The 11,353-nt window shown below is 70.9% G+C and carries 13 protein-coding genes; 9 read left to right on the forward strand and 4 right to left on the reverse strand.

The features are described 5' to 3' along the window. Positions 1-36 precede the first annotated feature (36 nt). The 8 genes from AC1DWR_RS17610 to AC1DWR_RS17645 are packed head-to-tail and all read left to right on the forward strand — an operon-like array spanning position 37 to position 6,873. Positions 37-594, forward strand: a complete 558-nt coding sequence (locus AC1DWR_RS17610) for a MarR family winged helix-turn-helix transcriptional regulator (RefSeq protein ID WP_477613750.1) — start codon at positions 37-39, stop codon at positions 592-594. Positions 595-639: 45 nt separating this feature from the next. After that, positions 640-1,983, forward strand: coding sequence for a glutamate-1-semialdehyde 2,1-aminomutase (gene hemL / locus AC1DWR_RS17615; protein WP_477613749.1), 1,344 nt, complete (start codon positions 640-642; stop codon positions 1,981-1,983). Between the two features lie 32 nt (positions 1,984-2,015). Beyond that, positions 2,016-2,630 (forward strand): histidine phosphatase family protein, encoded by a 615-nt coding sequence (locus AC1DWR_RS17620; RefSeq protein ID WP_477613912.1) that lies wholly within the window; start codon positions 2,016-2,018, stop codon positions 2,628-2,630. Beyond that, a complete protein-coding gene (locus tag AC1DWR_RS17625; RefSeq protein ID WP_477624881.1) occupies positions 2,627-3,229 on the forward strand; it encodes a TlpA family protein disulfide reductase in 603 nt (200 codons plus the stop codon). The genes AC1DWR_RS17620 and AC1DWR_RS17625 overlap by 4 nt, the downstream gene beginning before the upstream one ends. A 27-nt stretch (positions 3,230-3,256) precedes the next feature. Next, on the forward strand, positions 3,257-4,009 hold the full coding sequence (locus tag AC1DWR_RS17630; RefSeq protein ID WP_477613747.1) for a cytochrome c biogenesis CcdA family protein: 753 nt from the start codon (positions 3,257-3,259) through the stop codon (positions 4,007-4,009). A gap of 1 nt (position 4,010) precedes the next feature. Next, positions 4,011-5,570 (forward strand): cytochrome c biogenesis protein ResB, encoded by a 1,560-nt coding sequence (gene resB / locus AC1DWR_RS17635; protein WP_477624882.1) that lies wholly within the window; start codon positions 4,011-4,013, stop codon positions 5,568-5,570. Then, positions 5,567-6,562, forward strand: a complete 996-nt coding sequence (gene ccsB / locus AC1DWR_RS17640) for a c-type cytochrome biogenesis protein CcsB (RefSeq protein ID WP_477624883.1) — start codon at positions 5,567-5,569, stop codon at positions 6,560-6,562. Before resB ends, ccsB begins: the two co-directional genes overlap by 4 nt. A 14-nt stretch (positions 6,563-6,576) precedes the next feature. Next, positions 6,577-6,873, forward strand: coding sequence for a DUF4229 domain-containing protein (locus tag AC1DWR_RS17645; RefSeq protein WP_477613744.1), 297 nt, complete (start codon positions 6,577-6,579; stop codon positions 6,871-6,873). Between the two features lie 9 nt (positions 6,874-6,882). Here AC1DWR_RS17645 and AC1DWR_RS17650 read toward each other — a convergent pair whose 3' ends face one another. From AC1DWR_RS17650 to menE, 3 genes are all read right to left on the reverse strand, one after another. Next, positions 6,883-7,758: a 1,4-dihydroxy-2-naphthoate polyprenyltransferase gene (locus tag AC1DWR_RS17650; RefSeq protein WP_477613743.1), complete on the reverse strand. Its 876-nt coding sequence runs from the start codon at positions 7,756-7,758 to the stop codon at positions 6,883-6,885. A gap of 101 nt (positions 7,759-7,859) precedes the next feature. After that, on the reverse strand, positions 7,860-8,138 hold the full coding sequence (locus tag AC1DWR_RS17655) for a PLDc N-terminal domain-containing protein (protein ID WP_477613742.1): 279 nt from the start codon (positions 8,136-8,138) through the stop codon (positions 7,860-7,862). Positions 8,139-8,150: 12 nt separating this feature from the next. Beyond that, the gene (gene menE, locus AC1DWR_RS17660) at positions 8,151-9,398 is read right to left on the reverse strand and encodes an o-succinylbenzoate--CoA ligase (protein WP_477613741.1); all 1,248 of its coding nucleotides are present in this window, start codon (positions 9,396-9,398) and stop codon (positions 8,151-8,153) included. A 67-nt stretch (positions 9,399-9,465) separates the two neighbouring features. Here menE and AC1DWR_RS17665 point away from each other — a divergent pair, with 67 nt between their 5' ends. Further along, positions 9,466-9,918: a hypothetical protein gene (locus tag AC1DWR_RS17665; RefSeq protein WP_477613740.1), complete on the forward strand. Its 453-nt coding sequence runs from the start codon at positions 9,466-9,468 to the stop codon at positions 9,916-9,918. Between the two features lie 267 nt (positions 9,919-10,185). Here the strand turns inward: AC1DWR_RS17665 and AC1DWR_RS17670 are convergent, their stop codons facing one another. Then, positions 10,186-11,124 (reverse strand): 1,4-dihydroxy-2-naphthoyl-CoA synthase, encoded by a 939-nt coding sequence (locus AC1DWR_RS17670; RefSeq protein WP_477624884.1) that lies wholly within the window; start codon positions 11,122-11,124, stop codon positions 10,186-10,188. Positions 11,125-11,353 lie beyond the last annotated feature (229 nt).

The raw sequence follows: 11,353 nt of genomic DNA on the forward strand, positions 1-11,353 counted from the left end.
ATTTCAACTATCGCTTGGGATGCCATACTCACGCTCATGAGCACTCCCACCGGTGAGCCGCAGTGGCTCAGCGACGACGAACAGCGGGCTTGGCGTGCCTACCTGCGGGGGAGCCGCCTGATCGAGGAGGCCCTCGACCAGGACCTCCAGTCGCACGGCGTCCAGCTGACGGAGTACGAGATCATCTCGATGCTCTCCGAGAGCCCCGGCCGGCGACTGCGCATGTCGAGCCTGGCCGACCTCGTCGTGCAGTCGCGCAGCCGCCTGACGCACACGGCCTCGCGCCTCGAGAAGCGTGGCTGGGTGGTGCGAGAGTCCTGCCTCGACGACAGGCGCGGGGTGGAGCTGGTGCTCACGGACGCAGGGTGGCAGGCCGTCCAGGACATGGCGCGAGTGCACGTCGCAAGCGTCAGGCGCTCGGTCATCGACCCTGTCCCGGCGCCGCTGTTCAAGGCCCTGGGCGAGGCGATGGACGCGATCCGGACGGCTCTGGCGCCGGGCGGCGACGAGGGTGACCACCCCGCGGTGGCCCGCGAAGCCGTGGCGCACGAGGTCCACACCCAGGCGGAGGCCCGCCGGGTGGGCAGCGCCTGACCCCCAGGGGCGCAAGCGCTCAGGTACGGCTGGGACACTGGCACCATGACGGCATACCCCTTCGACGCACCGGCCTCGCAGGCGCTCCTCGAGCGGGCCCTGGCGGTGACGCCCGGAGGCGTGAACTCGCCGGTCCGCGCGTTCCGGGCCGTGGGCGGGACGCCGAGGTTCATGGTGTCCGGCCAAGGCCCCTACCTCACCGACGCCGACGGCCGTGAGTACGTCGACCTGGTCTGCTCGTGGGGGCCGATGATCCTCGGCCACGGCCACCCGGAGGTCCAGCGGGCGGTCACCGAGGCGGCGGCCAAGGGCTTCTCCTTCGGCACCCCGTCGGAGAACGAGGTAGCCCTCGGCGAGGAGATCGTCCGGCGGGTGGCTCCGGTCGAGCAGGTGCGCCTGGTGTCGAGTGGCACCGAGGCGACGATGAGCGCCATCCGACTTGCGCGCGGCTACACCGGGCGCTCCCTCGTCGTGAAGTTCGCCGGCTGCTACCACGGGCACGTCGACTCCCTCCTGGCGCAGGCCGGCTCGGGCGTCGCCACGTTCGCGTTGCCGGACTCGGCCGGGGTGCCCAAGGAGATGGCCGCCGAGACGATCGTGCTGCCGTTCAACGACCTCGACGCCGTCGAAGCCGCCTTCGCCGAGCGTGGCGCCGAGATCGCGGCCCTGATCACCGAGGCGTCCCCCGGCAACATGGGCGTCGTCCCGCCCGCGCCCGGCTTCACGGAGGGGCTGCGTCGCATCACCGCCGCCCACGGTGCGCTGCTCATCTCCGACGAGGTGATGACGGGCTTCCGGTGCAGCGAGGCCGGGTGGTTCGGCCTCGAGGCAGGAGAGCAGGGGTATGCCGCGGGCGCACCCGACCTGTTCACCTTCGGCAAGGTCATGGGGGGCGGCTTCCCTGCCGCCGCCTTCGGCGGACGGGCCGACGTGATGGGGCTGCTCGCACCCGTCGGGCCGGTCTACCAGGCGGGCACCCTCTCCGGTAACCCCGTGGCGACCGCCGCCGGGCTGGCCACCCTCCAGCAGTGCACCCCGGCCCTCTACGCCCGCCTCGGCGAGGTGGCTGACGCGCTCACGACGGGGCTCCACGAGCATCTCGGTGCCGCAGGTGTCCCGCACGTCATCCAGCGGGCCGGCAGCATGTTCAGCGTCTTCTTCCGTGACGGCCAGGTCAGCAACTACGACGAGGCGCGGGCCCAGCACGTCCCGGCGTTCGCGGCGTTCTTCCACTCGATGCTGAGCCAGGGGGTCTACCTGCCGCCGAGCGCCTTCGAGTCCTGGTTCGTCAGCGGGGCCCACGACGACCGGGCCGTCGACCGGGTGCTGGCGGCGATCCCGGCAGCGGCGTCGGCTGCCGCCGAGGCGTTTGCGACAATCGACTCGTGACCAGCGCAACCGACCACACCGTGGTGCACCTGATGCGCCACGGGGAGGTGCACAACCCCGATGGCGTCCTCTACGGACGGCTCGACGGCTACCACCTGTCCGACCTCGGTCACGAGATGGCGCGCACCGTGGCTGACCACCTGGCCGACCACGACGTCACCCACGTCGTCGCGTCCTCCCTGCTGCGCGCGCAGGAGACGGCCGCGCCGGTCGCCGAGGCGCACGGCATACCGGTCACCACGGACGACCGCGTGATCGAGGGCGGCAACGCGTTCGAGGGTGAGCGCGTCGGCGAGATGAAGCCGCTGGACTTCCTCCGCCCCGCCCACTGGTCCAAGCTGGTCAACCCGCTGCGTCCGTCGTGGGGTGAGCCCTACGCCGAGATCGCCGAGCGCATGTCCGCCGCCATCGCCGACGCCAGGGCCGCCGCGCGCGGCCACGAGGCCGTCATCGTGTCGCACCAGCTGCCGATCTGGACCGCCCGCAACGCGGTGATGGGCAAGCGGTTGTGGCACGACCCACGCAAGCGTGAGTGCCGCCTCGCCTCCCTCACCACCCTCACCTACGTCGGTGACAACCTCGAGTCGATCACCTACTCCGAGCCCGCCGCGTCGCTGCTCGCCCAGTCCCACGGCGGCACCGGATGACACGTCCCGCCATGCCGCGTGCGGCTGTGCTGCTCGCGGTGCCCCTGCTCGTCGTGTCGCTGTCCGCATGCACGGATGACCCGAACTCCATTGCGGCGCAAGCGAAGTCGGGCAACCAGCAGGGCTACGTCTCCCAGGATGGTGCGTTCGAGACGATCCCTGCCGCCAAGCGCCAGAAGCCGGTCGCCCTCACCGGCACGACCCTCGACAACCAGCCGTGGTCGTCCCAGGACGTCGTGGGCAAGGTCGCGGTGCTCAACGTCTGGGCCTCCTGGTGCCCGCCCTGCCAGAGCGAGGCCCCGGAGCTGAGGAAGGCAGCCGAGCAGATCGCCGCCGCCGACAAGCCGGTTGCCTTCATGGGCATCAACTACCGCGACAACGCCGACTCGGGTCGGTCGACGGCGAAACGGTGGGGCATTCCCTTCCCGTCGCTCGACGACCCGGCGGGCCTGACGATCCTCGCGCTGCAAGGCAAGGTGACGGCACCGCCCACCACCCTCGTGCTCGACCGCACCGGACGCATCGCCGCTCGCGTCAGCGGTGAGGTGAAGGCGTCGACCCTCACCGGGCTGGTCGACGACGTCCTGGCCGAGCAGTAGAACCCCCTGACTGATGACGGACGACTGATGACTGCCGACGCGGCGAACGCAGTGACCTCCGGCGCCCTGCCGGTGGCGATGGCGGTCGCCCTCCTGGCCGGCCTGGTGTCGTTCGCCTCTCCCTGCGTGCTGCCCCTCGTGCCGGGGTTCCTCGGCTACGTCACCGGCCTGTCCGACGAGTCGCTGGCGGAGCGCAAGCGGCACCGGATGGTGCTTGGTGCCCTGCTGTTCGTCCTCGGGTTCACGGTGGTGTTCATGGCGACCACCGTGGTCATCGCCGGGATCGGCGCCACCCTGATCCGGCACCGTGAGGTGCTGGAGCGGGTCGGTGGCGTGCTCGTCATCCTCATGGCCCTGGTGTTCATCGGTGCGGGCTCCCAGCGCGAGCTCAAGCTGCACCGCCGTCCCGCCTCCGGGCTCGCGGGAGCGCCCCTGCTCGGTGCCGTCTTCGGCCTGGGGTGGGCGCCCTGCACCGGTCCCACCCTGGGCGCCGTGCAGGTGCTCGCCGCCGCCACCGACAACCAGTCGGCGGTGACCCGGGGGGTCATCCTGGCGGTGGTCTACTCGCTGGGTCTGGGCCTTCCCTTCCTTCTCATCGCCGCCGGGTACGAACGCTTCGGGCGGGTGTCCGCCTTCCTGCGCACGCGGCAGCGCGGCATCCAGCTCTTTGGTGGTGCCCTGTTGTTCGTCGTCGGGATCCTGCTCGTGACCGGACTCTGGGAGTCGATCACCCGCCACGTGCAGACCACGCTGGTCGCCGGGTTCCGGACGGTGATCTGAGGTGACCGACCCCATCACCCAGCCACAGCTGGGCCTGGTCGGCTGGCTGCGCTGGATGTGGCGGCAGATCACGAGCATGCGCACGGCGCTGTTCCTGCTGCTGCTGCTCGCGATCGCGGCCCTCCCCGGATCCATCTGGCCACAACGCAGCATCGACGCCGCGCGCACGGCGCAGTACATCGCCGACCACCCCGACGCGGGACCCTGGCTCGACAAGCTCGGCTTCTTCGAGGTCTACGCGTCCCCGTGGTTCGCCGCGATCTACCTGCTGCTGTTCATCTCGCTCGTCGGGTGCGTCCTGCCCCGCAGCAAGGTGCACTGGAAGGCCATGACGTCCTCGCCGCCCAAGGCGCCGGCCCGGCCCGCCCGGCTGCCGGCCGGCGGCACGGTCGAGGTTGCGGGCACGCCCGAGGTGGTCATCGACGCGGCACGGGAGGTGTTGCGCGGCAAGCGGTTCCGCACCGTCAACCATGACGGGGAATCGGTCAGCGCCGAGAAGGGCTACCTGAAGGAGACGGGCAACCTCGTCTTCCACCTGGCGCTGATCTTCGTCATCATCGGCGTCGCGATCGGGCACCTGTTCGGCTGGAAGGGCGACGTGATCGTCCCGGTCGGGGAGTCGTTCGCCAACACGCTCGGGAACTACGACACCTTCAGCCCCGGTCCCCTGGTCGACCCGGCCAGCCTGTCGCCGTTCCAGCTCACGGTCGACAAGCTGGACGCGACCTTCGAGGAGACCGTCACCGGTCGCGGACAGTTCGGCCAGCCACGGGACTTCACCGCGCACGTCACGACCAAGGCGACTCCCGGTGCGGCCGCAAAGAAGTCGACGATCAAGGTCAACCACCCGCTGGAGATGGACGGCGCCGGGGTCTTCCTCCTGGGCAACGGGTACGCCCCCGTCGTGACGGTCCGCGACGCGAAGGGCACCAGCATCTACCACGGCGCCACGCCGTTCCTGGCGAGGGACAACAACTACACGTCCGTCGGGGTCATCAAGGTGACCGGGGCCCAGCCCAACCAGCTCGGCTTCTCCGGGCTGTTCCTGCCCACGGCCGTCATCGACAAGGAGAGCGGCCCGATCTCGGTCTTCCCCGATGCGAAGAAGCCGGCCCTGGCCCTGACCGCCTACGAGGGTGACCTGCTGCCCGGCGGACGTCCCCAGTCGGTCTACGTCCTCGACATCGCCGAGCTCACCCAGCTCGAGAACGACAAGGGTGACCCGCTGCGCATCTGGCTGGAGCCGGGGCAGACCTATCAGCTCCCCGGCGGGCGCGGCAGCATCAGCTTCGACGGGGTCGAGCGGTTCGCCGGGCTGTCGATCCGTCACGACCCCGGCAAGTTCGTCACCCTGGCTGCCGCCCTGCTCGCCCTGGCCGGCCTGATCGCCTCCCTGGTGGTCCGGCGCCGACGCGTGTTCGTGCGGGTTTCCCCCGCCGCCGTGCCGGGTCGTACCGTGGTAGCCGTCGGCGGCCTCGCCAAGGGCGACGACGACGGGCTCCAGGACGTGGTCGAGGAGTTCCTTGCCGCCATCGAACGACGATTGGGCACCAGCACATGACGAACGAAAACCTGGCCGGTTACGCCAACCTGAGCCTCTACTCGGCGATGGCTGTCTTCACGATCGCCATGATGTGCCACGCCATCTACCTCGCAGCGCTGCTCCCCGCCCGAGACCGTGGCCGCGAGGGCGTCTCAGCCCTCGTGGCCGACCGCGACAGTGAGCTGGTGACGGCCGGTGCCGGCACCAGCGGTGGTGCCGGCGCCCCCGCCGCGCCCACGCGGCATACCGAGGCGGAGCTGTCCCGCCGGGCGCTCACCGCAGCGGGCATCGCCTCCACGACCACCTGGCTGGGCGGCTTCCTGCTCGTCCTCTCGGTGCTGCTGCGCGGCCTCGCCGTGCACCGCTGGCCGCTCGGCAACATGTTCGAGTTCGCCGTGATGGGTTCGATGTTCACCGTGCTCGCGTACTCGATCTGGTCCACGCGACGCGACCTGCGCTGGCTGGGGCTGTTCATCACCGGGCCGGTGCTGCTGATCCTGGGGATGGCCGTGGCGGTCTGGTACACCGAGGCCGCCGAGCTCATGCCGTCACTGCGCAGCTACTGGCTGGTCATCCACGTCACGGTCGCCACGCTCGCCACGGCGGTCTTCACCATCGGGGCGGCGCTCACCGCCGTCTACCTGCTCAAGGACGCGTTCGAGCGGTCCGGCCGACGCAGCGTCCTGGACCGGTTCCCGGAGACCGGGTCCATCGAGCGCACGGCCTACAGCCTGCACATCGTGGCCTTCCCGCTGTGGACCTTCACCCTCATCGCCGGCGCCATCTGGGCCCGTCAGGCGTGGGCGTCTTACTGGAACTGGGATCCCAAGGAGGTCTGGACGTTCGTGATCTTCGTCGTCTACGCGGCCTACCTCCACTCGCGGGCCACCAGCGGGATCTCCCGCCAGACGGCGTCCTACATCGCCCTGGCCGGATATGCCTGCATCATCGTCAACTTCGCCGTCGTGAACGTCTTCTTCGTCGGCCAGCACTCCTACTCAGGGCTCTAAGGACTGACCAGGTCATGCTCCGCTACTCCGTCCTTCGCCTGCTCCTCTTCTTCGGCGTGCTGTCGCTGCTGTGGCTGCTCGGGCTCCGCGACCAGGACCAGCAGTGGATGCTGCTCGTCCTCAGTGCCCTGATCTCGATGGTGCTGTCGTTCTTCGTGCTCGCCCGGTTCCGCGAGGAGGGCACGGCGGCGATCGCCGACCGCCTGCAACGTCGCGTCGAGGCCAAGCAGGCGGGCAAGCCTGCCGTTCACGGGGCCGACGAGGAGGCCGAGGACGCCGAGGACGAGCGCGGACCGGCCGAGTACCGCTAGCGCGACTCGCTAGTGGCTGGCGGCGATCCCGACAGCCAGCAGCGCGGCATACCCGATCTCGAAGAAGCCGGTCGCGGCGAGGACCGGAACGAGGTCGCGTCCCGTGGCGCCGGACAGCAGGGACTTGAGCGGCTTGCCGACGATGCCGAAGGCGAGCAGGCCCAGGAAGGCCCACGGGTAGTCGCGGGCGACCGCCACCAGCGCCACCGCGGCGACGACGAGCAGCCCGACATAGAGGGCGCGGGTGCCGCGGTCACCCAGCCGGACCGCCAGCGTCAGCTTGCCGCTCTCGCGGTCGGTGGGGATGTCGCGCAGGTTGTTGGCGACCAGGATGGCCGTGGCGATGGCCCCAACCCCGACGGCGCACGCCAGGCCCGTCCAGGTGACCCGGTGGGCCTGCGTGTAGAGCGTGCCCAGGGTGGCCATCAGGCCGAAGAAGAGGAAGACGTAGAGCTCGCCGAGGCCGCGGTAGCCGTAGGGGTTGTCGCCACCGGTGTACTTCCAGGCGGCGACCACGGCCAGGGCTCCCAGCGGGATCATGATCCAGGTCTCGGTGATGGCCACCAGGGCCAGTCCCACCAGGGCGGCAGCGCCGAAGAACGAGAAGGCCATCAGCTTGACGTTGCTCGGATCCGCGAGGTGCTGTCCGACCAGCCTGACCGGACCGACCCGCTCGCCGTCGGTGCCGCGGATGCCGTCCGAGTAGTCGTTCGCGTAGTTGACCCCCACCTGGAGGCCCAGGGAGACGAGGACGGCGAGCAGTGCCAGACCGAAGCTGGCCTTGTCGAGCGGGATGGCTGCGGCAGTACCCGCGACGACGGGGGCGATGGCGGCAGGGAGGGTGCGCGGGCGGGCGCCGGCGATCCACTGGTTCAGGGTGGCCATTCGGGTGGTGTTCTCACTCAGGTCGTGCGGGCAGGGCGGTGGGGCGGGCAGGTCGTGCGGGCAGGGCGGTGGTGCGGGCGGAGCCGTACGGCGGGTGCTGCTCAGAGCCTACGGAGGAAGTCCGGGTCGTCGTCGGGGCCACGCGGGGGCGGCGGCCGGTGAGATGGCCCACGCCCACTCGGCCCACCACCCGTGGTGCCACGCTGCGGTCGTCCGGCGATGAACCAGGCGATCGACCCCACGACCGGGAAGAGCAGGATCAGCAGCAGCCACAAGAGCTTGGGCAGGCCCCTGACCTGCGCATCGTCGGTCTGGATGCAGTCGACGACGGCGTAGACGGTCACCGCGATCGTCAGCAGCCAGGGCAGCAGCCGGATCATCTCCCCATGGTGTCACGCGTGGTCGGCGAAGCGTGCGGCGACCGCCGACCGGTCCGGTTTGCCCGGCCCCCGCAGGGGTAACGCCGTCAACACCAGGAGTCGTCGGGGCAGCGCCTGCGCCGGGAGTATGCCGCGGAGCAGCTCTCGCAGCTCCTCCACCGTGGGTGCGGGGGAGCCACCGAGGGCGTCGGGGGCATGGGGGGCGTGGGGGGCGTCGGGGGCCTCGGTGGCCGCAAGGACGACGGCGGCGCTGACGACCTGACCCCAGTGGTCGTCGGGGGTGCCCACGACGAGGGCCTCCGCGATGGTGGGCAGGGCAGTCAGCGCGTCCTCGACGAGGCGGGGCGCGACCTTGAGCCCGCCGGTGGTGATGACGTCGTCGACGCGTCCGTCGAACTGCCACCGGGCGTCGGCATCCGCACCGACCGCGGCACCCGCGGGCAGGCCCTTGTCTCCGAAATGCCCCAGGTCGTCGGTGCGGAACCACCTGCGCCCAGCGGAGTCGGTGCTGAAGGCTGCCGCAGTGAGGTCCGGACGGCCGAGGTAGCCGGTCGCCAGGGTGGCGCCCCCGAGGTGGAGCCGACCGTCGTCGTCGACGCGGACCTCCGTGCCCGAGAGCGGGACTCCGTCGTAGACACAGCCGCCGGCGGTCTCGCTCATGCCGTACGTCGTGACGACGGGGATCCGTGCCTCGCGAGCCCGACTCAGCAGTGCCGGTGGGCAGGCGGCGCCGCCGACCAGCACGGCGTCGAACCCGGCGAGCCCAGCGGTGGCACGCTCGTCCTCGAGCAGTCGGACCAGCTGGGTGGGCACGAGGGAGGTGTAGCGGCGGCTCCCACCGAACGTCGCGGACGCCTGCGTGAACGCGTGGGCGGTGAAACCCTCGGACAGGTCCACGAACCCGGGCTCGGTGCCCGCTGCGAGGCATCGCAGCAGCACCTGCACTCCCGCGATGTGGTGGGCCGGCATCGCGAGCAGCCAGGCACCGGGCCCGCCGAGTCGTTCGTGCGTTGCGGCGGCGCTCGCGGCGAGGGCGGTTGCCGGGAGCATTGCGAGCTTGGGAGTGCCGGTGGATCCCGACGTCCCGACGACGAGTGCGGTCCCTGCATCGGGGACGGCGCCCTCGGGGACCGGTGGCGGGGGGCCGTCCACGGCATGGGGGAGGACGGCGAACTCGCCGTCCAGGGCCCGGCGGAGCGTCGGCAGGACTGACGCAGCGGCTCGGCCGGCGGGGATGGCCAGCGGTCGCAGCGACGTCACCCGGTCAGGTTAGCCGCCGGGTGGACGCGCCCGACGCGCGGCGGGACGATGGACCACGGGAGGTGCCATGGACGCCGACTTCGCGGCATACATCGATCGGGTGCGGGCTCACCGCGGGGAGCTGCGCGACTCGGTCGTCGCCGTCGACGAGGCGCTGGCCTCGCCCATCGCCCGGGGAGGTGCGTGGCGCGAACGGGTCCGGGCGGCGCTCGCCGAGCTGTCCCACGACTTCCGGGACCACGTCGACCTGACCGAACGGCCCGGTGGGATCTACGACGGGGTGCGACGCGGGGCGCCCCGCCTGATGAGGGCGGTCGACCGGTTGACCGGTGAGCACGCGAGCTATGCCGAGGCGATCGCGGGTTACCTCGCAGTCCTCGAGCACGGTGGCACGATCGCCGACCTGCCGGCCTTCCGCGAGGAGGTCACCACGCTGATGGGGCAGCTGGTGCGGCACCGCCAGCGCGGGGCGGACCTCGTGTACGAGGCGTTCGAGGTCGACCTCGGCGGCTCCGGCTGACGGCTCCCCGACTTGTTGCGCGCTGGTGGTCACGGAGAGGGGTATCGGGGGGTGCGGTGACCACGAGCCGGCAACACGTGCCATGGCGCCCCGACTTGTTGCGCGCCGGTGGTCACGGAGAGCGGTTCCGGGGGGTCCGGTGACTACGAGCCGGCAACACGTGCCATGGCTCCCCGACTTGTTGCGCGCCGGTGGTCACGGAAAGGGGTTTCGGGGGTCCGGTGACCACGAGCCGGCAACACGTGCGAGCGGGTCGGCCCGCTCAGCTCAGAAGTACCAGGGGAAGGGTGACCAGTCCGCGTCCCGCTTCTCCAGGAACTGGTCGCGCCCCTCGACTGCCTCGTCGGTCATGTAGGCGAGCCGGGTCGCCTCCCCGGCGAAGACCTGCTGTCCCATCAACCCGTCGTCGAGCAGGTTGAACGCGAACTTGAGCATTCGCTGCGCCTGCGGGCTCTTGCCCATGATCTCGCGCGCCACCTGCAGGGCGTCGGCCTCGAGCAACGCGTGGTCGGAGACGAGGTTGACCGCGCCCATCCGGTGCATGTCGTCGGCGGTGTAGGTGCGACCGAGGAAGAAGATCTCGCGGGCGAACTTCTGGCCGACCATCTTGGCGAGGTAGGCCGAGCCGTAGCCGCCGTCGAACGAGCCCACGTCGGCGTCGGTCTGCTTGAACCGGGCGTGCTCGCGGCTGGCCATGGTCAGGTCGCAGACGACGTGCAGCGAGTGCCCGCCGCCCGCCGCCCAGCCGTTGACCAGCGCGATGACGACCTTGGGCATCGTGCGGATCAGCCGCTGCACCTCGAGGATGTGCAGCCGTCCGCCCTCAGCCTTGACCCTGCGCTCGTCGACCGTCTCGGCGGTGTCGCCCTGTGCGTACTGGTAGCCCGAGCGACCCCGGATCCGCTGGTCGCCGCCGGAGCAGAACCCCCACTGGCCCTCGCTGCCCGTCCCCTCGGGCCCTGGGCCGTTGCCGGTGAGGAGCACGACGCCGACATCGGGCGTGCGACGTGCGTGGTCGAGCGCCTGGTAGAGCTCGTCCACGGTGTGCGGCCGGAAGGCGTTCAGCACCTCGGGCCGGTCGAACGCGATCCGCACGGCCCCCACTCCACGCGCCCGGTGGTAGGTGATGTCGGTGAACTCGAACCCCTCCACCACGTCCCACGCGTCCGGGTCGAAGGTCTGGCTCACCACAGGCTGCTCGCTCACCTGCGCGAGCCTAGACGGTATGCCGTGACCGCTTGCGGCTGAGTGGTTGCGGGCCGGGGCCTCACGCGCACAGATTCGTGGGTTGCTGGACAAGTGCCCTTGCCCGGCCTATCCGACATGTGTGGGAGGCCCCGGTGTTTTCTGAGCGTACGAGTGTGGGACTGGATGTGCACGCACGGTCGGTCGTCGCGGCGGCGATCGACGGGGTGACAGGTGAGGTGTTCCGGGC

The organism is Pedococcus sp. P2_E2 (genome assembly GCF_056403955.1).